Annotated in this window: 20 protein-coding genes and 1 riboswitch; of the genes, 8 read left to right on the top strand and 12 right to left on the bottom strand. The window is 45.9% G+C overall.

The window, feature by feature from the left end; all coding sequences use genetic code 11:
- The first annotated feature begins 2 nt into the window (after nt 1-2).
- Nucleotides 3-99: riboswitch (TPP riboswitch) on the top strand.
- Nucleotides 90-2,558, top strand: coding sequence for a TonB-dependent receptor (locus DR864_RS15975; protein ID WP_114070310.1), 2,469 nt, complete (start codon nt 90-92; stop codon nt 2,556-2,558). (Overlaps the previous riboswitch by 10 nt.)
- 60 nt (nt 2,559-2,618) lie before the next feature.
- Here DR864_RS15975 and DR864_RS15970 read toward each other — a convergent pair whose 3' ends face one another.
- Together DR864_RS15970 and DR864_RS15965 are read right to left on the bottom strand one after the other, a co-directional pair.
- Nucleotides 2,619-3,542 carry a sugar phosphate isomerase/epimerase family protein gene (locus DR864_RS15970; RefSeq protein WP_114067925.1) on the bottom strand — a complete coding sequence of 308 codons (924 nt, stop codon included), beginning with the start codon at nt 3,540-3,542 and terminating at the stop codon, nt 2,619-2,621.
- Nucleotides 3,543-3,669: 127 nt separating this feature from the next.
- A complete protein-coding gene (locus DR864_RS15965) occupies nt 3,670-4,236 on the bottom strand; it encodes a hypothetical protein (RefSeq protein WP_114067924.1) in 567 nt (188 codons plus the stop codon).
- A 252-nt stretch (nt 4,237-4,488) separates the two neighbouring features.
- Between DR864_RS15965 and DR864_RS15960 the strand changes: the two genes are divergently transcribed.
- Nucleotides 4,489-5,709, top strand: coding sequence for an NADH-quinone oxidoreductase subunit D (locus DR864_RS15960; protein ID WP_114067923.1), 1,221 nt, complete (start codon nt 4,489-4,491; stop codon nt 5,707-5,709).
- Nucleotides 5,710-5,789: 80 nt separating this feature from the next.
- Here DR864_RS15960 and DR864_RS15955 read toward each other — a convergent pair whose 3' ends face one another.
- The 3 genes from DR864_RS15955 to rpmH form a co-directional block, all read right to left on the bottom strand.
- On the bottom strand, nt 5,790-6,491 hold the full coding sequence (locus tag DR864_RS15955) for a response regulator transcription factor (RefSeq protein WP_114067922.1): 702 nt from the start codon (nt 6,489-6,491) through the stop codon (nt 5,790-5,792).
- A gap of 144 nt (nt 6,492-6,635) precedes the next feature.
- Complete coding sequence (gene rnpA / locus DR864_RS15950) at nt 6,636-7,064, bottom strand: ribonuclease P protein component (protein WP_114070309.1); 429 nt, start codon at nt 7,062-7,064, stop codon at nt 6,636-6,638.
- Nucleotides 7,065-7,149: 85 nt separating this feature from the next.
- On the bottom strand, nt 7,150-7,308 hold the full coding sequence (gene rpmH, locus DR864_RS15945) for a 50S ribosomal protein L34 (protein ID WP_013927159.1): 159 nt from the start codon (nt 7,306-7,308) through the stop codon (nt 7,150-7,152).
- A gap of 173 nt (nt 7,309-7,481) precedes the next feature.
- Between rpmH and DR864_RS15940 the strand changes: the two genes are divergently transcribed.
- On the top strand, nt 7,482-8,846 hold the full coding sequence (locus DR864_RS15940; protein WP_114067921.1) for an MptA/MptB family glycosyltransferase: 1,365 nt from the start codon (nt 7,482-7,484) through the stop codon (nt 8,844-8,846).
- On the opposite strand, the gene DR864_RS15935 is transcribed toward DR864_RS15940, so the two are convergent.
- The 4 genes from DR864_RS15935 to DR864_RS15920 form a co-directional block, all read right to left on the bottom strand.
- Nucleotides 8,843-9,622 (bottom strand): hypothetical protein, encoded by a 780-nt coding sequence (locus DR864_RS15935; RefSeq protein ID WP_162793874.1) that lies wholly within the window; start codon nt 9,620-9,622, stop codon nt 8,843-8,845. The genes DR864_RS15940 and DR864_RS15935 overlap by 4 nt on opposite strands.
- A 120-nt stretch (nt 9,623-9,742) precedes the next feature.
- Entirely contained in the window at nt 9,743-10,321 is a 579-nt protein-coding gene (locus tag DR864_RS15930) for a Maf family protein (protein WP_114067919.1), read from the bottom strand.
- 14 nt (nt 10,322-10,335) lie between these two features.
- Entirely contained in the window at nt 10,336-10,743 is a 408-nt protein-coding gene (locus DR864_RS15925; protein WP_114067918.1) for a MaoC family dehydratase, read from the bottom strand.
- 35 nt (nt 10,744-10,778) lie between these two features.
- A complete protein-coding gene (locus DR864_RS15920) occupies nt 10,779-11,567 on the bottom strand; it encodes an SDR family oxidoreductase (RefSeq protein ID WP_114067917.1) in 789 nt (262 codons plus the stop codon).
- Nucleotides 11,568-11,750: 183 nt separating this feature from the next.
- On the opposite strand from DR864_RS15920, the gene DR864_RS15915 reads away from it, so the two are divergent.
- The gene (locus tag DR864_RS15915; RefSeq protein ID WP_114067916.1) at nt 11,751-12,509 is read left to right on the top strand and encodes a DUF547 domain-containing protein; all 759 of its coding nucleotides are present in this window, start codon (nt 11,751-11,753) and stop codon (nt 12,507-12,509) included.
- A 48-nt stretch (nt 12,510-12,557) separates the two neighbouring features.
- Here the strand turns inward: DR864_RS15915 and DR864_RS15910 are convergent, their stop codons facing one another.
- A complete protein-coding gene (locus DR864_RS15910) occupies nt 12,558-13,907 on the bottom strand; it encodes a Gfo/Idh/MocA family protein (RefSeq protein WP_114067915.1) in 1,350 nt (449 codons plus the stop codon).
- A 47-nt stretch (nt 13,908-13,954) separates the two neighbouring features.
- Nucleotides 13,955-14,269, bottom strand: a complete 315-nt coding sequence (gene rhaM / locus DR864_RS15905) for an L-rhamnose mutarotase (RefSeq protein WP_114067914.1) — start codon at nt 14,267-14,269, stop codon at nt 13,955-13,957.
- 206 nt (nt 14,270-14,475) lie between these two features.
- Between rhaM and DR864_RS15900 the strand changes: the two genes are divergently transcribed.
- Nucleotides 14,476-16,680 (top strand): glycoside hydrolase family 20 protein, encoded by a 2,205-nt coding sequence (locus tag DR864_RS15900; protein WP_114067913.1) that lies wholly within the window; start codon nt 14,476-14,478, stop codon nt 16,678-16,680.
- A gap of 50 nt (nt 16,681-16,730) precedes the next feature.
- Here the strand turns inward: DR864_RS15900 and DR864_RS15895 are convergent, their stop codons facing one another.
- The gene (locus tag DR864_RS15895; protein ID WP_114067912.1) at nt 16,731-17,717 is read right to left on the bottom strand and encodes an aldo/keto reductase; all 987 of its coding nucleotides are present in this window, start codon (nt 17,715-17,717) and stop codon (nt 16,731-16,733) included.
- A 262-nt stretch (nt 17,718-17,979) separates the two neighbouring features.
- Here DR864_RS15895 and ygiD point away from each other — a divergent pair, with 262 nt between their 5' ends.
- From ygiD to DR864_RS15880, 3 genes are all read left to right on the top strand, one after another.
- Nucleotides 17,980-18,804, top strand: a complete 825-nt coding sequence (gene ygiD, locus DR864_RS15890) for a 4,5-DOPA-extradiol-dioxygenase (RefSeq protein WP_445508830.1) — start codon at nt 17,980-17,982, stop codon at nt 18,802-18,804.
- A 103-nt stretch (nt 18,805-18,907) separates the two neighbouring features.
- Nucleotides 18,908-20,080 (top strand): hydroxymethylglutaryl-CoA reductase, encoded by a 1,173-nt coding sequence (locus DR864_RS15885; protein ID WP_114067910.1) that lies wholly within the window; start codon nt 18,908-18,910, stop codon nt 20,078-20,080.
- A gap of 40 nt (nt 20,081-20,120) precedes the next feature.
- A complete protein-coding gene (locus tag DR864_RS15880) occupies nt 20,121-20,876 on the top strand; it encodes an enoyl-CoA hydratase/isomerase family protein (RefSeq protein ID WP_114067909.1) in 756 nt (251 codons plus the stop codon).
- The last annotated feature ends 8 nt before the right edge of the window (nt 20,877-20,884 follow it).

Raw genomic sequence — 20,884 nt, 5'->3', positions numbered from 1 at the left:
TTTTTTACAAAACGGGGTGCCCTAACATGACGGGCTGAGATTATACCCTTACCACCTGAACCGGGTAATGCCGGCGGAGGGAATTAAAAATGCTAAAGTTTACATCTTGGTTTTTGGCCGTGGCAACGGGAGTGTTGCTGTACGTGCCTGCACTTGCCCAATTATCTGTATCGGGCAAAATCGTTGACGCCGAAGACGACAAACCGCTGCCGGGTGCAACCATCCGAGCTGGAAGTTTTCGGGGAACGGTAACAAACGAAAAAGGCGAATTTTCGCTAAAAAATCTTCCTAAAGACACTGATTTACTGGAGTTTTCGTACGTTGGCTATGAGAACCAGAAAATGGTGTTGGCTTCCCTTCAAAGTTGGAATTCAAACGTAGAAATTAAATTAGTCCGCAGTTCTTTTTCTGCCGACGAAGTGGTTATTAACGCTACCCGAGCCAATCAGAACTCGGGGGTAGCGTTTACCAATGTTGGAAAACTTGAATTGAGTAAACAGAATTTAGGGCAAGATCTGCCCGTATTGCTCAATTTCACGCCCTCACTCGTCACTACCTCTGATGCGGGAGCGGGTGTAGGGTATACGGGATTACGTATTAGAGGCACGGATGCCACGCGTATCAACGTGACCATCAACGGGATTCCTTATAATGACGCCGAAAGCCAAGGAACATTTTGGGTAAATATGCCCGATTTTAGCTCGTCGGTCAGCAGTGTGCAGATTCAGCGTGGGGTAGGGACTTCTACCAACGGGGCGGCCGCATTTGGGGCTACGGTCAACATCAACACCAACGAATTCAGAAAAGAAGCCTATGCCGAAATCAACAATTCGGTGGGTTCTTTCAAAACCCGTAAGCATACGATTATGGCGGGCACGGGTTTGTTGAATAACAAATTTACGTTGGACGCTCGCTTATCAAAAATCACATCCGACGGCTTCATTGACCGCGCTAAGTCTGATTTAGGGTCGTTTTATGTCTCTGGGGCTTATTTTGGAAAGAAAAGCTCGGTGCGTTTAAACGTATTTTCGGGTAAAGAAGTAACTTACCAAGCATGGGAAGGAACCCCCGAAGCACGCCTAAAAGGCGACCGAGAAGGAATGTTGGCTTACATCGACCGCAATGGTTTGAATGAGCGGGATGCCCAAAACCTCTTAAATTCTGATAGCCGGACGTACAATTTGTATTTGTATGATAACCAAGTAGATAACTATCAGCAAGACCATTATCAACTGGTTTCGTCGCATACACTCAGCAAAAACTGGACGTTTAACCTCAACGGATTTTTGGTAAAAGGCCGTGGATATTATGAGCAATACCGCGACAACGATAGGCTTAGAAACTATAAATTGCCCTCAGTGATTGCGGGTGGAGACACCATTACGCGCAGCGATTTGATTCGTCGCCGGTGGTTAGATAATTCTTTCTACGGAACAACGTTTTCGTTGGATTATAACAGCTTCCAAAAGCTCACTGCCAACATCGGCGGAGGATGGAATCAATACGATGGTAACCACTTTGGGGAAGTGATTTGGGCGCGCTTTGCGAGCAATAGCAGCATTCGTCAGCGGTATTACCAAAACGTTGGCATGAAAACGGATTTCAATGTATACGGAAAGGTGTATTATCAACTCACCGATAAACTGAATGTATTTGCTGATGCCCAAGTCAGAAAAATCGGTTATTTTGTGAAAGGTGACGACAACCAGCAACGGCAGCAATCGCATGATGTCAATTATACTTTCTTTAATCCCAAAGGAGGTTTAACTTATCAGGTGTCAGAAAGTAGCACGGCTTTTGCCTCTTTCAGTTTGGCGCACCGCGAACCCAACCGTGATGATTTTACAGAATCTACGCGTCAGATTCAACCCCAGCCCGAGGTATTGCGTGACTTAGAGTTTGGCTATCGTTTCCAAAAAGGCCGCGTAGCGGCATCTGTTGGTGGGTACTATATGAATTACAAAAACCAATTGGTGGTATCGGGGCAGTTGAACGACGTAGGAAATCCCATTAAAATCAACGTGCCAGAAAGCTATCGTGCGGGAATTGAATTGGAGTTTGGGGCGCAGTTGAGTAAACAATGGAAATGGAATGCCAACGCGACGTTCAGCCAAAATAAAATCAAGAATTTTACGGAGTACATTGTCAATTACGACGACGAAAATGGCGGTTATCAAACCACAAACCACGGAAATTCAAACATTGCGCTCTCGCCCAATGTGATTGTAGGAAGCCAATTGGTTTACACGCCCGTAAAAAACCTAGAGGTGGCGTTGTTGACCAAGTACGTAGGGAAGCAATATTTGGACAATACTTCCAACGAAGGCCGTAAGTTGGATGCATATTTTACCAACGACCTTCGGCTGATTTATCGCGTTAAGCCTAAATGGATGAATGAAATCACGGTGAGCGCCTTAGCCAACAACATTTTCAATGAGTTGTACGAATCCAACGGATACACCTACAGCTACATTTATGGCGGTCAGACTACCACCGAAAATTTCTACTACCCGCAGGCGGGGCGCAATTTTCTGGTAAGTGTTGGTTTGAAATTTTAAGAGTAAGAAATATTGATACAATTTAACGTCGGCGAGGCTCTGAGCCTCGCCGACGTTGGCTTATAGCCAGCCCGCAAACACTTGCTTTGCGTAGGCCAAATCGCGTTGGTGCGCTTCCACCGCTTTTACTGTGTTGGGCGATTGGCTCTCCAGACATTGCTCCAACACAAGCAATGGCTTCACTTTCAGCGCTTGCAGCTCACGTACCAACCGTGGATAGTTAATGTCGCCTTCACCGAAAGTTTCTCCCCAAACGTTACCGACAGATTGTCGTATGTGCAATTCTACTACGCGCTTGCCGTACATTTTTACGACGTCAAAAAGGGCTACCTGTGAGTTGCCTGCGCCCCGGTACACCCAATGTACATCCAGACAGAAACCTACATTTTTTGGGTCGGTATTTTGAAGCATGTGGTGAAACTCGCGGGCACCAGCGCGAAGCTCCACATCGTGGGTATGATAGGCGAGGGTGACGCCGCGTTTTCGAAGTTCGCTACCTAAAAACTCCAGATTTTTGGCTTGCTCAATCAGTTGGGAGTCATTCTTAATGTCGCTGCTACCCCATTTCAACGGGCTGGGGTTAGAAACCAATATTTTCAGTCCTAAAGGTTGCGCTGCTTCTGCAATGGCCAATGCCATTTCGATAGAACGTTTCCCCTCTGTGGGGTCGTGCAAAACACTGCCTACGTAAGCCGAAGGCATGGTCAAATTATGTTTTTTGAGCAACGGAGCCAGCCTTTTTACCTCTTCTACGTTGGAGAAACTGGGCTCATAAGCCGTCAGCCCTGATTTGACGTATTCTACCAAAGATGCATCCAAATCGGCGTTCCAATCGCGCTTGTCGCGGTTATAAAATGTAATCCACGCATATTGGTTGGAAGAAATAGGAAGTGCTTTGGGAGCAAAAGCCGTGGCCGAGTGGGTCAATAAGACCGCGCTGCTGGCGGTGAGGGTTTCTATAAAATGACGACGATTATAATGCATGTGCGTATTTTTAAGAAAAAGGCATACATGCACCAAAACTTACTTTAGAATGCTAAGATGAGGGTACTTTTATTAGCCGTTGTTCGTATTAATTCATTAATAAATGAAGTATTTTTGTTGTACGTATTTACATTAGTCGCCTTATAATCAAACTTTTGACTAGTTCGTAAAAAGGTTGAGGCTGCATGGTACGCCAATTTTCTAGGTGGAGAGTACCGCCAAAATTGAGATAATAATCTAAGCGATATCGCTTCCATTCGCGTTCGATGTGGTCGCGGGAGCCGACGACGGCAATCCATCCGTCTTCAATTTCTTCAAACCACTCGGCATAATACTCGTCGTCGGAGCCGTGAAAGTTAAGAATGTTTTCTCCAATCAAAATAAATTGACTGATACCCTCCGCCAATAAATGGTCGATGACATTGCGCTTGAAATACATGATGTCGTTGTGGAGGGTATCGTTCCATTCGCCAAACAACTCAATGATTGCAAACGTCTTTTTATAGTCGGCAAAAAGAATTTTTACGTAGAGTGTTTCAGACTCGATGTCATCCCAAAGCGGGTGAATATAGTAACCGTAAATGTCGTGTTCGTACTGATTCATGTTATAGTCGCGGCCATAAAAAGGGGATTTACGGTCTTCGGCGGCTACATAGTGTTTTTCCCAGTTATAAAAAGGCTCAATTTCATGCATAGTTTACACGGTCAAAGTCTCAGGTGGGCAGGCCCACAAATAATAACAAATATACAATCTGTGAAGGAATGGATAGCGGGAGGAAGGGCTTATTTATTTCGAAGCACGTTGCTGTAAAAAAGCCGTAGATGCGTACCTGCAAAAGGACATTGTTTTTCAGCAAATAGTCAAAAGCAAGTTAGAAATTGGGCCTGTTCTTGGGTAAAATCTATTACTTTTGGCTTAGCAAAGAAGTTTGAATTGTTTTTTGAGATGCCTACTGATTCTATTCAATATACGTACAGTCCCGAACATTTACAGGTTTCAGAACCTGGCAAATATACTTCCGAGCGTCTTCGTACGGAGGAAATGGTCATTAATATTGGCCCGCAACACCCGTCTACGCACGGCGTGCTGCGACTAGAGGTGGTGTCGGATGGAGAAATCATTGTCGATGTGGTGCCTCATATTGGGTACCTGCACCGTTGTTTTGAAAAACACGCGGAGTCACTGCCATTCAACCAAATCATTCCTTACGTAGACCGTATGGATTACGTAGCGGCCATGAACTCTGAGCACGCCTACGTGATGGGCGTTGAGCGGATGCTGGGCATTGATAAAGACCTGCCTAAGCGCGTGGAGTATATTCGGGTATTGGTGGCAGAACTCAACCGCTTGGCGTCGCATTTTGTGGCCATAGGTACCTATGCCATGGACATTGGAGCGTATACACCTTTCCTCTGGATGATGCGCGACCGTGAGCATATTCTGCGGATGTTGGAGTGGCTTTCGGGTGCACGAATGCTCTACAATTATATTTGGGTGGGTGGTTTGTTTTATGATGTACCCGTTGGTTTTGAGGAACGTTGTTTGGAGTTTGTTAATTATCTCAAACCCAAATTAGAAGAACTTCAACAACTTGTTATTGACAACAAAATTTTTGTGCAACGCACGGCCAATGTAGGGGTATTGCCGTTGTCGGTGGCGATAAATTATGGTTGTTCAGGACCTGTATTGCGTGGTTCGGGATTGCGATGGGACTTACGCAAAGTAGATGGTTATTCGGTTTATCCCGAATTGGATTTTGACGTACCGATGGGAGAAGGACTCGTCGGAACCGTCGGAGATTGTTGGGACCGGAATTATGTGCGGGTGCTAGAATGTAGAGAGTCGGTCAAAATCATCAAGCAATGTGTGGAGAAATTACTTGGAGAACACCGCCGTACGCCTGATTTTGACCCACAGGCGTTTGTTCCCAAAAAGATTCGTCCGCAGGCGATGGATTATTATGTCCGGGCCGAAAACCCTAAAGGAGAACTAGGCTTTTTCTTCCGTACCGATGGTAAATCAGATATTCCTGTTCGTTGCAAAGCGCGGGCCTGTTCATTTAATAACCTCTCGGTGATTGCCGAAATTTCCCGTGGCGCCATGCTCGCCGATTTAGTAGCGATTATCGGCTCCATTGATGTAGTGATGGGGGAGGTAGATAGATAAGTGAAAGTAAGTAGTAGGCAGTTTAAAAATGAGATTGTTACTACTTGCCAACTATGGACTGCCTACTGCTTACTCCGAAACTATTCGTCCGTAAACATATACCCCACACCCTTGAGCGTTCGGATGTAGGTTTCACCTACTTTTTCACGCACTTTTCGGATGTGAACGTCTACCGTTCGTTCGAGAACGTAAATATCGGCACCCCAGATTTTTTGGAGCAATTCTTCTCTATTAAACACCTTGTTGGGGTGATTGGCTAAGAAAAAGAGCAACTCGAACTCTTTTTTGGGCAAAACCACCGATTTGTCGTCTTTGGTGACCGTGTAATTTTTTCGGTTGATAGACAGACCCGCAATCTCAATCTGAGACTCAGGCTCGGCCTTTTGGGCTTCTCTTCTAAACAACGCATTGATACGACTCATCAGTGCCCGTGGTTTGATGGGCTTTGTAATGTAATCATCCGCGCCGATTTCGAAGGCGGCTACCTCTGAATACTCTTCCGAGCGAGCGGTCAGAAACAAGAGATAGGTGTTCCGAAAATCGGGAATATCCCGCAAGAGGCGGGCAGTTTCGATGCCATCCATTTGGGGCATCATAATGTCCAGTACGACAAGTTCGGGAATGAAAGTACGGGCGATTTCCAACGCATTTTTTCCGTTGGAAGCCGTCGCTACCTCGTAGCCTTCTTTTTCCAAATTGTAAGCAAGAAGCTCGACAATATCCGGGTCGTCGTCGACGACTAATACTTTGTGTGCAATTTGAGCCGATTTAGCTGCGCTCATGGCATGGGAGTTGATTTCGGTGACGAAAGTACGAGACGTGTCAGGAATTTTAACACCGCTTATTCATTCTTAACACAAAGTTAACAGTAGATTTGTATAAATGGAAGGTTGAAAAAAGGTTATAAAAGGTAATTCCTTCACTTTTTAAGCATCTAAACGCTCAGTGGAAGGCTTTGCGGATTCATCCCCCACTTTTGCCATTCGGCCGATGAGTTTTTGCATCGAGCGCTCAATGACTTCGTATTCTACTTTTTCTTTGGCAATTAATACAAACGCAATGTAGGAAGGAGCGCGGTGCTCGGGCGATTCAAAAAAAAGGTGTTTGTTTTTGCGATAAGCTTCGCGGCAGCGGCGACGCAGGAGGTTGCGGTCAACAGCCCGCTTAAAATTTCGCTTCGAAATCGTAAACAGCACTTGAGGAAGTGCCTGTGCAGAAGGGAAAGGTTCGTAAAGGTAAAATACTTTAAAAGGAAAAAGGTAGGACGTTTGGGTTTCCGTGCTACCTTTTTCAAACAAACGGCTAATCACTTTTGGACTACTTAACCGTTCTATTTTTTGTAATGTCTGTCTCAATGTTTGAATCGTTTGAACTACTGCACTTGTTTGAGAAGCTTTCTTCAACTTTCAAACAAACAAACTCCCCAAACACGCAAACAAATTATTGCTTGTGACGCTTTTCGTCCGAAACTGTAAGTTTCCAACGGCCTTTTTTGCGACGAGCGGCCAACACCTTGCGGCCATTGGCTGATTCCATCCGCTCACGGAAACCGTGCTTGTTACGTCTTTTGCGGTTTGAAGGTTGATATGTACGTTTCATTTTTTTGACCTTTTATTTCTTGTAAATCCTTGATTTCAAAAGAGTCCGCAAAGGTACGGAAACTTCCAAAAGTTTACAAACTATTTTTTGAGTGAACGGTCGAAATTTGGAAGGCCTGTGAATTAATTGTTATTTCACGGGTATTAATTGAGCGGAAAAATACCGCGTTTGCTATGCCAAAAGCCTCCAAAAATGCCTCTATTCTGTGGTTTCTTCTTTTTATCCTTGTCAGTGCGGCGGGATATGGGTTGGTAGGGTATCATTGGAAACGACCCCAAGCGGGAGAACTTATTCTGACCTTTGGGGGATTATTTTTGATGTATGCCTTAGTTATTAGCCAAAAATGGGACAAACGACAAATCCAAAAATGGATTTGGGGCGCTATTGCCTTCCGCGTTTTACTGCTGTTTTCGGTACCCGCACTGTCCGACGATTATTTTCGGTTTATTTGGGATGGACGTTTGTTATCAGCGAGTTACAACCCCTATTTGTATCTGCCTTCTGAAATAATCACTACTTCCCTTGCCGCCGATGCGCACCTAAGCGAAGCGCTTTTTCAGGGGCTTAATTCTCCGAATTACTTTACTGTTTATCCACCGCTGAATCAATTGATGTTTGGCCTGTCGGCTTGGATGGCGGGCGACAGTGTCCTACGCAACGTTGTGGCGTTAAGGGCATTTATTTTTATGGCCGAACTCGGCATTATTTGGCTATTAAGTACTTTCAAATTTCCTAAATATAACGAAAAGGGCATGCAAAATGCGGTGCTGATTTACGCACTCAATCCATTCGTTATCATTGAATTGACGGGAAATTTGCATTTTGAAGCGGTGACGCTGTTTTTTATTTTGTTGGCAGTGAGATGGATTGACAGGCCGTTTCATAGAGATAAATACTATGTCGGGTCGGCAGGAGCATTGGCAGTGGGAGCTGCTGTAAAATTGTTGCCATTGATTTTCCTACCGCTTATTTTCAAACGACTTGGATTGCGTAAAGGCCTGGTCTATTGTGTAATCGTAGGTTTGATTTTATTGACGTTGTTTGCTCCGTTCCTGAGCCGTGAACTGGTTGTCAACTTCGGTAAAAGCCTTGATTTATACTTTCAGAAATTTGAATTCAACGCCAGCTTTTACTACTTGTTCCGGCAAGTGGGTTATTGGATTACGGGTTATAATATCATCCATTTATTGGGACCGTTGCTGTCGTTGGTGACGTTGGTTTGTATTGCTCAAATAGCGTTTCTGCGTCGAAGTTTACCCGAAAAAATGCTGCTGGTATTGACCGTTTATTTTTTGTGCGTCACGACCGTCCATCCTTGGTATATCACTACCTTGGTGGCTTTTGGGGCGCTCACTGGGCGTTGGTACCCCGTGGTTTGGTCGGCGTTGTTGCCGCTTACTTACGTTGCGTACGCTTCGCAGCCTTACCAAGAAAACCTGCGGATTGTGGCGCTGGAGTATATCCTGGTGATTGGCTGTCTGGTGTATGAGCTATTCGTGAAAGGGATTGATTGGAATGCTCCAACAAAGGATGTTTAGTGTTCAGGCTTAATTTTTTCCTGCAAAAACTTGACCCGTAAATTCGTTGAATCGGCGGGCGTTTCATAATTGAGCCACAGGTAAGACGCACGGGTATCTTTGGGTAAAAACAGCAAGCCGCGTACCGATTCGCCCACGGGCAAGGTGGTTTTGCGGAGTGCCATGTCTTGCCAGTTGGCGCGTTCGTGTTGCAGTTGGTCGGTGCGTATTTTTTGAAGCTGTACGTCGGCAATCTGCTTTTGAATGATAAAATTGTATGCCTGCGCGTGATTGTAGCGATTGTTGGCCCGTTGCTGCCATGAGCGGTCGTTGCGATTTGAACTGTGAATATCGCTCGCAATAGTCGCCACTAACATCACCCCATTAAAAATAGATGCCGCAACTAAGCGTTGTTTTTGGCGTTTTATTTCTAGGGTTGCCTGTTCAATTTTTTGCTCTGGGTCGGTAGCGCGGTAAGTGGCGGCGTACGAAGAATTCGTTTTTTTGCGTAAGGTGTCGCCTTTTTCTTCAAAAGGAAAGTAAGTGAAATCGTTGGGGTCAACCAGCAATGGAGCGTTAGTTCGGTTTTTGATTTCGACATCCAATACCAAATGGTGTGGATCTTCAAACTCGTAGGACGCGACCAGTACCACCCCGTTTTGCTCAACCCGTGTCACCTCACGTCCTTCGATCCAGGCGATGTCGCCCGAGGCGGGGCGTAAATGGTAAAAGTTTGGGGTACAGCTCGCCAGCCAGACAAGGCTCGCGCACAAGAGAAAGGTAAGTTTGTTTTTCATGGCAGGAATGATACTTTTTTGTTCTGGATAAACGATTGATGGCTTCAAAATCAATCGTAATTGCTGTTTTACAAAAATAGATATTCACTTAGCCGTTTCAAACAGATTTTTGATAAGCGGTTACGGGTGGATAAAGGGTAGCAACAGTTCGTACACTTTGTGTAAAGGCAATCCCATAATGGTGTAAAAAGAGCCTTCAATACGATTGATTCCCATCATGCCAATCCATTCCTGTACACCGTAAGCACCTGCTTTGTCGAAAGGGCGATAGTGCTGAATATAATACTCAATTTCGGCGTCGGTAAGGGTTTTAAACTCCACCTTGGCTACATCGCTGACGGTTTGGTAACCTTGGCTACTCAACAAACAAATGCCCGTGATGACCTCGTGGCTGCGTCCTGAAAGTTGCTGGAGCATGGCTTTGGCTTCGGCGGCATCAGCGGGTTTGTTGAGAATCATGTTGTCTACCACCACAATCGTATCGGCGCAGAGGACGAGGCGGTCGTTCAAATTTGACTCAAACTGTGATGCTTTGTGTTTTGCCAAATACCCCGCCACTTCGGCGGCGGGCATATCGGCAGGAAACAGCTCATCTGTGGGGCGAACCTCAACGGTAAAATCAAACCCCAACTCGCGCAACAACTGCTGACGCCGCGGAGAGTTGGAGGCGAGAATAAGGGGGTGGGTGAGCAAAAGCATTTAAATAGTGGTCGTTAGATTTTTTCCTTGTGCATCAGCGTAGCCACGCCTTTGGTGGTGATTTTGTTGGTCGTTACATCAAAAACTTCGCCCAAAATCTCGCCCGTATGTTTTTCGGGATTCAGCGTGATGACCGTAAATTTTACTCTGTAGTCGGTATCCACAAACATCGGTCGCAAAAACTGGAAAGTTTGTCCGACGTAGATGGAGCCGTAGCCTGGAAACTTTGTACCGATCACTTTGGTGAATACGCTCGCGCCCAGCATTCCGTGAATGATGGGTCGTTTGAAGGGCGTCGTGGCGGCGTATTCGGGGTCTAAATGCAACGGATTGTCGTCGCCCGTGAGTTGGGCAAAGGCAATAACATCATCTTGAGAAAAACGGAATTCGTATTCGTAGGTATCGCCGAGGGAAAGTTTCATAGAAGTTAGGTTTTAGCGTTTAATAAAAAATGGTTTTATAATGAACCCGTTTTTCCGCCGTCAACGGGAATATTGATACCGCTAATAGCAGCGGCGGCAGGACTACACAGAAATGCCACGGCGGCGGCTACTTCTTCTGGCTCGGCAAAACGTCCGATGGGGATTTCTGATTCTAACTGCCTTGCCACTTCGTCAACGGTTTTTCCTATTGCTTCAGCTCTCAATTTATTGACAGTGTCCAGACGCCCAGTCTTGGTGTAGCCGGGCAAAACGTTATTGACCGTAATGCCGAATTTGCCAATCTCCAACGAAAGCGTTTTGGCCCAACTCGCCACGGCCCAGCGGATAGTATTAGATACTCCTAACCCAACAATTGGCTGTTTGACTGACGTCGAAATGATGTTTACAATGCGCCCGAAACCCGCTTTTTTCATGGCTGGTACCACCGCCTGCGCCAGTACTTGATTATTGAGGAGGTGCATTTCAAAGGTCTTCATAAATTGCTCAGGAGCTGCATCAATGATGGGTCCGCCCGTTGGCCCGCCCGTATTGTTGATGAGAATCTGGACTTCTGGAAACGTCGCCAAATAGGTGTCGATGGCTTCTTTAACGTTTTCTATGTTGGAAAAATCAGCCACAATATAACGGTGCGTTTGCCCTTGGCTCACGTCCAACGTACTGAGTGTTTGTTGTAATGCGGCTTCATTGCGCGCCATAAGCGTTACGTTGGCACCCATCAGGGCCAATTCTACCGCCGATGCGCGCCCGATACCTTGCGTACTGCCGCATACAATGGCGGTTTTTTGAGTTAAATCAAGATTCATAGCTAGTGGCCCAATTTTTTAGGCTGTTTTACGGGTGGAAATCCTTTTGGCTAAAAATTTAGTATGTATTCTAAAACGTATGCTGTTTTGATTCTGAAAAACGTTTTCTTCTGATGGTGAATTATTTGCTTTGTGACATTGTACTAACATCATATTAATTGTAACTCTCAACTTCTTAAAACTATGCGCTGTTTTGCTTTAATTGTTTTTTTAGTGATGGCTGTATTTAGTAGCTGTACCGCTGCGCCCACGTCTACTGCGGCCCCCGTTGACCACGCTGCTTGGGACAAACTTCTGAAAAAACACGTAAACGACAAAGGTTTTGTCAATTACACTGCGTTCAAAAAAGATTACGCCGAACTAAAAAAATACCTAGATATGCTCAGTGCGAGCGCTCCCAACGACAAATGGAGCAAAGATGAGCAGCTGGCGTACTGGATTAACGCCTACAATGCGTTTACGATTCAGTTGATTCTGGACAATTATCCGGGTATAACGAGCATCAAAGACATTGGCTCAAAAATCAAGATACCTTTTGTCAATACTCCTTGGGACGTGAAGTTTATTACCATTGGCGGCAAAAAAATGGATTTGAATAACATCGAACACGGGATTATCCGTAAAAAATTTGATGAGCCTCGGATTCACTTTGCGCTTGTGTGTGCGGCCAAATCGTGCCCACCGTTGCGCAACGAAGCATTCGTGGCTGAGCGTTTGGATAAGCAGTTGGATGAGCAGGGACGGGATTTTATCAACGATAAAACCAAGAATAACGTCACTAAAAACAAGGCAGATTTATCGAAAATTTTGTCTTGGTATGGGGGAGATTTTACGAAGACAATGCCGATTATTGATTGGGTAAATAAATATTCAACCGTAAAAGCCGACAAAAAAGCCAGCGTTACGCACATGGATTACGACTGGGATTTGAACGGAAAATAATAAATAGTTTCCCGAAAGTTATCAACTTTCGGGAAACTAAATCTTCGATTATGCTTTTACTGCTAGGGGTTTTAGGTCGGTAAGGTCGGCAATTTTGACGGGTTGGCCCGTTTTCATGCTCTTACGGGCACCGATTCCTACCAAAATGGCCATTGCTCCGTCGCGGCTTCCTGCCGATTGGCGGAAGGTATCTGCCGCGTTAGGATTGCGGAAAATTTTATCCCGTAGGCGCGCATCGCCGCCGCCGTGCCCTTCGGCTTGCGGAATTTTGATGTATTCTACTTCGCCAAAATTCTTAGAAAGCATCAGTTCATCGTAGGGCTCACGCGTCATTTTTCCTGATTCTTTAACCCATGCTTCCAAACGCCCTTTGGTACCGTTGAACGCGATTCTGTAGCCCTCGTACGGCGAATAAGTCGTTAGAGAATAGCTCACGTTCACGCCGTTGGCGTAGTGAATCGTGGCCGCCATTTTATCATAAATATTGATGTCTTCTTTGAATACGCAGCCGTCGCGGTGGTAGCCGTCGTATTTTTCATTGTCAACGTACAGCGCGGTGAGTCGTTTGTCTTTGGTGACGTCAAAATAAAACTTACACTCGGTTTTATGCGCACAGCTGCGGCAGTTGGTGCCTCTTATGGTGCCATTTTTGCCATAGTGTTCCAATGCGCCTTGGGCATACACGCTTTCGGGCTCAGATTCTAGCCACCAGTTCAACAAGTCAAAATGGTGACTGGCTTTGTGTACCCAAAGCGAGCCGCTTTTTTCTTCCAAACGGTGCCAGCGACGGAAATAATCGGCTCCGTGGCTGGTGTCAAGGTACCAGTGAAAATCCACGGATGTAACTTTTCCAATCGCCCCTTCGCGCAGCAGTTCGTATAATTTTTGGCGGTGTGGAGAATAACGGTAGTTGAACGTCACCGTTACTTTTTTGCCCGTGCGTTTTTCAGCGTCCAAAATGGCCTGACATTTACCCTCGTCGGTGGTCATGGGTTTTTCCGTCACGATGTCGGCCCCCATTTCCATGCCTTTGATGATAAATTGGTCGTGTGTGGCATCGACGGTGGTGACGATAAGAATGTCAGGTTTGGTTTCCCGCATCATTTTTTCGAAATCAGTGAAAAGTGGGCAAGTCACGTTCAGCATTTTACGGGCGGTTTCGGCGCGGCCCGGGTTGATGTCGCAGAGTCCCACAAACTCGATGACGTCGCTGAATTCTTTGATTACGGGAATGCCCCACATACTTGTGCCACGGTGGCCAGTACCTACCATCGCTACTTTACGTTTGGCCGAAGTACCACTCGTAAATACGGAAGCAGAGGCCAACACGCCCGCGCTGGCCAAGGTTGATTTTTGTAAAAACTCCCGTCGGTTAAGGGTTTCTTGAAGATTGTTCATGTGTGAAGGTTTTGATTTACAATAGGTTATTACTTTGTTTGTCCGAATCAATCCATGTGAAAAACGCACTCCAAAGACGTACTCACGGGCGAATTATCCGCGTTGGTGTCCATAATATCGGCCATGTAGGCCCACCATTTTTTTACGATGGGGAGTTGGGGCAAACCATCGGCAGTATGATTTTCGGTTCGCTTCTGAACGGCAAACAGCACGCCTGTAGCGCGGTCGAGATAAATAGAGTAATCACTTACCCCTGCTTCGGTCAATGCCGCTGATAGTTCAGGCCAGATTTCGTCGTGACGTTTTTTATATTCTTCCTCAAAACCAGGTTTGAGTTTCATCAAAAAGGCAATTTTTTGCATGGTATCGGATGGATTACTTTAGAATTGGTAAGGTGTTTATGACACAAATAGAAAAGGATGTTTTGAACCAACCCTCCTGTACTTATATGGCTTGAAATTAATTTCTATTGCTAAAAATTCTTATTTATAATATATTTTATAAAATATGGTTTTAAATAAAAAATATTTTATAAAATCGCATTATTTTTAAACCATACTATCTAACAATGAAGCAGTTTTTTGCTGGATTATTGATTGTGTTGACGGTTCAACTCAATGCTCAAGTTTCAATCATTCCCAAGCCGCAATCTCTCCAACGCCACACGGGCGAATTTACCCTGACTTCCTCCACGGCGATTCAGACTGCCCCTGAGGTGAAAGCGGAAGAAGTGATTCGTTTTTTGGTCGAATCTATCAAGACACAAACGGGAATTCAGCTCTTGCCTAACGCCAAATCGTTGCCTTTTATTTATCTTAAATCGGATGCCTCTCTGCAAAACGACGAAGCTTATCGCCTCACGATTACTGCTGAGCGTATTTTGATTGAGGCCAAAACCAATCAGGGGTTTTTCTGGGCGGTGCAGTCATTGCGTCAATTGTTGCCTTTTCAGAAAACAGCCTCGGCCAAAATTCCGTGTCTGATGATTGAAGATGCGCCGAGTTTTCAATGGCGCGGGCACATGATGGACGTGGCGCGGCATTTCTTTCCCGTAAGTTTTATCAAAAAGCAACTGGATTTGATGTCGTTGTATAAACTCAATATTTTTCATTGGCACTTGACCGACGATCAAGGTTGGCGCATCGAAATCAAAAAATATCCTAAACTAACTTCCGTAGGCGCGTGGCGAAAAGAGCCCGATGGTAGCATACACGGGGGTTTTTATACCCAAGCCGAGATCAAAGAAGTGGTGGAATACGGCCGTCGGCGCAACATCACGGTGATTCCCGAAATCGAAATGCCGGGTCATTGTGTTGCGGCGTTGGTGGCTTATCCCGAATTGGCCTGTACCAATGAAAAACGGGTGGTTCCCAACAGTTGGGGTGTTTTTGGGGATGTATTTTGCGTTGGCAAAGAGAATGTGTACGTGTTTTTACAAGACGTACTGGATGAAGTTATGCCGCTGTTTCCGAGTCGTTATGTTCACATCGGTGGCGATGAAGTGCCCAAGACTGCGTGGCAGGCTTCGCCCGAATGTCAGGCGTTGATGAAAGCCCAAGGCTTAAAAGATGAGCACGAATTGCAGAGTTATTTCATAAAACGTATTCAAAAATACTTACAATCCAAAGGGAAAACGCTCATTGGGTGGGACGAGATTTTGGAAGGCGGAGCCGACAAAGACGCCATTGTGGAAGTATGGCGTGGCGAAGCTGAAGGTCGAAAAGCGCTGGCAAACGGCAATCGGATTATTCACGCAGGGCCCTATTATTTCGATTCTCCCAACGCCAATCTGACCCTCAAAAAAGTCTACGAGTACGATAACCTCAGCGACCCAGCCTACCGACAAAACAGCACTCAGGTTTGGGGTGCTGAGTGTCCATTGTGGACTGAGCGAGTCACGACCTACAACGCAGAATATATGCTATATCCGCGAATGTTGGCATTTAGCGAAAGTCTTTGGAATAACGGTACGCGTAATTTTGAGGAGTTTCGGGCCCGAGTGCAGCAGCATTATCCCATTCTGACGACTCTAAAAGTAGCCTATGGCGCCGAAGACAAAAGCCTGATTGATACCAAAATAGAATTTGATGCGGCGCAGAAATCATGGTCATTGCGCAGTTATTTGGGCATGAAAGACTTAGCCATTCGGTACACCCTCAACGGCACCAAACCCACCGCTCAGTCGCCCAAGGCGCAGGAAGTTTTGACGGTAACGAAGCCCAGCAAGATTACGTTCGCACCGTTTAGGGGAGATAAGCAGTACCGCGACGCACAAAGCTACCAAATCATCGAAAATAAGGCCGTGGCCAAAAAGACCATTTGGAATAGTAAACCCGATGCGCAATACGCCAAACCTGGTGAATACGGTTTGGTGGATGGCTTGAAAGGAGGAGAATCTTTTGGCGACGGAGTTTGGATGGGTTGGTCGGGGCGGCCTGTGGATGCAGTGGTTGATATGGGTGAAAAAACAACGTTCCGTTCGGTAAAAATTGATTTTATTCAGGAAGCAAAATCATGGATTTTGTTGCCTAAAAGCGTCAAAATCTCCGCTTCTGACGATGGTATAAGCTTTACGACCCTTATTGAAAAAACCTTTGACGTGAAGCCCTTATTGGACGGAATTGTGAAAGAAACGGTGGGCTATGAGTCGAAGCAGCCTATTCAAAAAAGATACTTGAAAGTAGAAGCGATTCCGTATGGCAAACTCCCCGCTGGGCACAATGGCGCGGGCGGAGAAGCTTGGCTTTTTACGGATGAATTGGTCGTTAACTAACTATATTAAAGGCGTTTCCAAGGTTTTGAATCCTTGGAAACGCTCCGTTATTACCACAAGTGATGCACTTGCGGCTTAATATATTTTTCGTAAATATCGTTGACGGCCGCGAGTTGTTCCGTGCTCAAATTAGGGATGCGCAATGCTTCCAAGTTGGCAGTGGCCTGTTCGGGATTGGAGGCCCCAGGAATAATCGTGCTGACGGCTGCAAATTGTAAAATCCAACGCAGCGCTACGGGCGCGAGGTTGGCGTAGGCTGGGAAAACGGCCTTTAGTTCTTCTACTGCTGCAAGGCCAGTTTCGTAATCAATGCCCGAAAAAGTCTCTCCTTTGTCAAATCGTTCGCCGTTGCGGTTAAAAAAACGATGGTCGCCGGCGGTAAAAGAAGAGTTTTTGGAAAACTTGCCCGTGAGTAGGCCGCTCGCCAGCGGTACCCGTACAATGACACCCACGTTGCGCTTCTGCGCTTGTTCAAAAAACAACTCGGCAGGACGCTGACGAAACATGTTGAAAATGATTTGTACCGTCGTAACGTTTTCGTATTCAATGCCTTTAAGGGCTTCTTCTACTTTTTCGACGCTGATGCCTAAGTTCAGGATTTTTCCTTCTTCTTTCAGTCGGTCAAACAATTCGAAGATTTCAGGACGGTAATACACTTCCGTCGGTGGGCAGTGGAGTTGAATCAAATCGAGGGTTTCGAGGCCCATGTTTTGAAGACTGTCTTCCACGAATTTGCGCAACACGGCGGGCTGATAGGCTTCGCTGACGTGCGGGCTCAGCTGACGTCCGCATTTGGTGGCTACATAAATCCGCTCGGAGCGGCTTTTTACAAATTTGCCTACGGCTTTTTCGCTTTCTCCCGCGCCGTACACGTCGGCCGTGTCAATAAAGTTGATGCCCGCATCAACGGCGGCGTGCAGAATTTTCTCAGCGTTGTCGTGGCTAAAATCGTCGCCCCACTTGCCACCTACCTGCCACGTGCCGAGGCTGATTTCTGAAATGTCGAATCCTGTTTTTCCTAATCTTCGGTAATTCATCAGTGATTAATATTAATGGTCTGCTTCAAGTTTACTATTTAATAGTTTGTGGCGGTGATTTCTACTTACTCATTTTAACGGGAGTTTATTTTTAGGAACTAAATGATGCATTGTTTTGTCATTTGTATGTATCTACATATATTTATTGTAGGGTTGATTTTGCACTGTAAAATAAGCTTGTTTTTAAGGTGCAAAATCTTGTACAATTAGAGAAATGAAAAGAAGCGAATTTATAAAAAGTGCCCTGGGAGGGGCTATTGCGATGGAATCATTAAAAGATTTGTATAAATGGAACGAACAACTGGCCGTTAAAGATAGCCTGATGCCGATGTTGTTTGTGGGGCATGGCTCGCCCATGAATGGCATTGAAAACAATGAATTCAGTCAAAACTGGAAAAAATTCAGTACTGAAATTCCCGTACCTACGGCCGTATTGGTCGTGTCGGCGCACTGGTATATCCCTGGCACCAAGGTTACGGCCATGAATTCACCCCGTACGATTCACGATTTCGGGGGCTTTCCCAAAGCGCTGTTTGATGTCCAATATCCCGTTCCGGGCAGCCCAGCGCTGGCCCAAGAAACAGCGTCTTTGATTCACAAAACAAAGGTAGGGCTAGACCACGAATGGGGCCTCGACCACGGAACTTGGACGGTAGTTAGGCACATGTACCCCAAAGCCAATATTCCCGTTTTGCAGTTGAGTATCGACTACACCAAACCACCGCGCTACCACTATGAGTTGGGAAAAGAACTAGCGGCGTTGCGCAAAAAAGGTGTACTGATTATCGGTAGCGGCAACATGGTCCACAACCTTCGCATCCTCGACTGGCATTTGACCGACAAAGGATACGATTGGGCCATTGAAATGAACGAAACTTTTAAGTCGTTGATTATCAAAAATGACCATGATGCGCTGATTAATTATGAGCGTTTGGGGCAAGCAGGAAAACTGTCCATTCCTACGCCAGAACATTATCTGCCGCTGCTGTATATTTTGGGCTTGAAAGAAGACAAAGACAAAGTAAGTTTCTTCAACGATAAAACAATGTTAGGGGCTATTTCAATGACTTCGGTGAAAGTAGGATAATGCCATCATTTCTGGTTTATAAATGGGTTGGCGGTGGGTTTATCATTTCCCTATTTCTTCAAAAGAAAAAAAGTAATTTTGTTGGTATTCCAACCCTTAACCCATGAGCGACACAAAACTACCGATTGATAAGACCGACAATTATACTTCCGAGATAGCACAGGCACGTCGGGCGTTTGTAACTGAGAAAACAGGTGTTGATTTTCAGCACGTTGCGCAATATTCGTTTGAGCCGTCGTTGCTGAAAGGCAATATCGAAAATTTTGCGGGCGTAGCGCAAGTACCCATTGGTTTTGCAGGGCCTTTAAAAGTCCTCGGTGAATACGCTCAAGGTGATTTTTACGTGCCTTTGGCTACGACGGAGGGTACCTTGGTGGCCAGCTACAACCGAGGCATGAAACTTTGCCGCGAAGCAGGAGGCATCATCACTACCGTAATGGACGACGCCATGCAGCGTGCTCCGCTTTTTGTCTTTGAAAATGCCCGTTATTCAAAGGTGTTTGGGGAATGGGTAACCGCTCATTTTGACGAATTAAAAACCAAAGCGGAAGAAACAACGTCGGTCGGAAAACTAATTGATATTGAGCAGTATACCGTTGGTAAACTCCATTGGTTGCGCTTCAATTATTCCACAGGCGACGCTGCTGGGCAAAATATGGTGACCAAAGCCACGCACCGGGCGTGCCATTGGATATTGGAACAAAGCATTGAAGGGTTGGAACATTTCACCATGGCGGCCAACATGGATACCGACAAAAAACACTCGCACCTGAATACGCTCCAAACCCGAGGCAAGCGCGTAGTGGCTGAGATTACGATTCCGAATGAACTGCTGCAACGCATCATGCACGTAAGCAGCGAAGCATTATTTAAGCAACGGCAGTATTCAAATGCCGGCTCTATGTTGTCTAATGCCATCAGCAACGGTTCGCATTTTGCCAATGGCATCACTGCTATTTTTATCGCTACCGGACAAGACGTGGCCAACGTTGCCGAGTCCTCAGCGGGCATCGTTTATGTAGAGTTGAAACCCAACGGAGATTATTATTTTTCCGTTACTATTCCTTCCCTTATTGTGGCCACCTACGGCGGTGGTACAGGTTTGCCTACTCAAAAAGAGTGTTTGCAAATGATGGATTGTTTTGGGGTAGGGAAAGTGAATAAATTAGCCGAAATTGTCGCCGCCACCGTCCTTTGTGGTGAATTATCACTCGGCGCGGCCATCGTGGCCAACGAATGGGTAAGCAGTCACGAACAATACGGCCGCAATCGTTAAAATACTTCATTTGAACTCCTGACTTCTAACTCCTGAAATCATGTATCAAGACATTCTTTTTTCGCAAGCAGACGGCATTGCCCGCATCATGTTCAATCGGCCATCGGTGCTCAACGCCCTCAGTCCCAATCTCATCGCCGAACTCACCGACGCTACTCAAAAAGTAGCTTTGGACGAATCTGTCAAAGTACTCATCGTCACGGGCACTGGAAGGGCGTGGTCGGCGGGAGTGGATTTGAAAGCCCTCAATGAAAGCATTCAGGGCGGGCATTTCTCCAATTTTGAAGTCATGGAAATGGGCGTTGCGTTTATTTTGGCCCTTCAATCTATGCCTCAGGTAACCATCGCACAGGTAAATGGGCATTGCTACACGGGCGCAACGGAATTGATGATGGCGTTTGATCTGGTCTATGCCGCCGACGAGGCGCAAATCGGCGATACACACACCAAATGGGGCATTGCTCCCAAATGGGGAATGACCCAACGGTTACAACAAAAAGTGGGTTTGATGAAGGCCATGGAACTGTCTTTTACGGCGCAGCCCGTATCGGGAAAAGAAGCCGAGCGTATCGGATTGGTGAATAAATCGGTGCCGTTGGCGGAGTTGGAAGTCACCGTGAATCAAGTAGCGGACAAAATTCTGGGCAACTCAGCCCAGACCATTGCCGCTATGAAAAAGATGTACTATTTCGGGGCCAATCAGGGCTTACATCGTGGCTTGGAATACGAATGGGACGCCGATTTTAAAATCACGGACCGAGAAGAGTTTTTGCGGAATTTCGAGAAGAATAAATAAACACACGA

Source organism: Runella rosea (assembly GCF_003325355.1).
In the GTDB taxonomy this organism is placed as follows: Bacteria; Bacteroidota; Bacteroidia; order Cytophagales; family Spirosomataceae; genus Runella; species Runella rosea.
This window is presented reverse-complemented; position numbering and strand designations above follow the sequence as displayed.

Excerpts from the sequence above, each read along its gene's own strand:
- DR864_RS15955 (WP_114067922.1), bottom strand. The coding sequence starts at position 6,491 with ATGAGCGCAGCTAAATCGGCTCAAATTGCACACAAAGTATTAGTCGTC.
- DR864_RS15930 (WP_114067919.1), bottom strand. The coding sequence starts at position 10,321 with ATGCTTTTGCTCACCCACCCCCTTATTCTCGCCTCCAACTCTCCGCGG.
- DR864_RS15975 (WP_114070310.1), top strand. The coding sequence starts at position 90 with ATGCTAAAGTTTACATCTTGGTTTTTGGCCGTGGCAACGGGAGTGTTG.
- DR864_RS15880 (WP_114067909.1), top strand. The coding sequence starts at position 20,121 with ATGTATCAAGACATTCTTTTTTCGCAAGCAGACGGCATTGCCCGCATC.
- DR864_RS15925 (WP_114067918.1), bottom strand. The coding sequence starts at position 10,743 with ATGAAACTTTCCCTCGGCGATACCTACGAATACGAATTCCGTTTTTCT.
- DR864_RS15900 (WP_114067913.1), top strand. The coding sequence starts at position 14,476 with ATGAAGCAGTTTTTTGCTGGATTATTGATTGTGTTGACGGTTCAACTC.
- DR864_RS15940 (WP_114067921.1), top strand. The coding sequence starts at position 7,482 with ATGCCAAAAGCCTCCAAAAATGCCTCTATTCTGTGGTTTCTTCTTTTT.
- DR864_RS15920 (WP_114067917.1), bottom strand. The coding sequence starts at position 11,567 with ATGAATCTTGATTTAACTCAAAAAACCGCCATTGTATGCGGCAGTACG.
- DR864_RS15885 (WP_114067910.1), top strand. The coding sequence starts at position 18,908 with ATGAGCGACACAAAACTACCGATTGATAAGACCGACAATTATACTTCC.
- rhaM (WP_114067914.1), bottom strand. The coding sequence starts at position 14,269 with ATGCAAAAAATTGCCTTTTTGATGAAACTCAAACCTGGTTTTGAGGAA.
- DR864_RS15970 (WP_114067925.1), bottom strand. The coding sequence starts at position 3,542 with ATGCATTATAATCGTCGTCATTTTATAGAAACCCTCACCGCCAGCAGC.
- DR864_RS15935 (WP_162793874.1), bottom strand. The coding sequence starts at position 9,622 with ATGAAAAACAAACTTACCTTTCTCTTGTGCGCGAGCCTTGTCTGGCTG.
- ygiD (WP_445508830.1), top strand. The coding sequence starts at position 17,980 with ATGGAATCATTAAAAGATTTGTATAAATGGAACGAACAACTGGCCGTT.
- rpmH (WP_013927159.1), bottom strand. The coding sequence starts at position 7,308 with ATGAAACGTACATATCAACCTTCAAACCGCAAAAGACGTAACAAGCAC.
- DR864_RS15910 (WP_114067915.1), bottom strand. The coding sequence starts at position 13,907 with ATGAACAATCTTCAAGAAACCCTTAACCGACGGGAGTTTTTACAAAAA.
- DR864_RS15895 (WP_114067912.1), bottom strand. The coding sequence starts at position 17,717 with ATGAATTACCGAAGATTAGGAAAAACAGGATTCGACATTTCAGAAATC.
- DR864_RS15915 (WP_114067916.1), top strand. The coding sequence starts at position 11,751 with ATGCGCTGTTTTGCTTTAATTGTTTTTTTAGTGATGGCTGTATTTAGT.
- DR864_RS15960 (WP_114067923.1), top strand. The coding sequence starts at position 4,489 with ATGCCTACTGATTCTATTCAATATACGTACAGTCCCGAACATTTACAG.
- DR864_RS15965 (WP_114067924.1), bottom strand. The coding sequence starts at position 4,236 with ATGCATGAAATTGAGCCTTTTTATAACTGGGAAAAACACTATGTAGCC.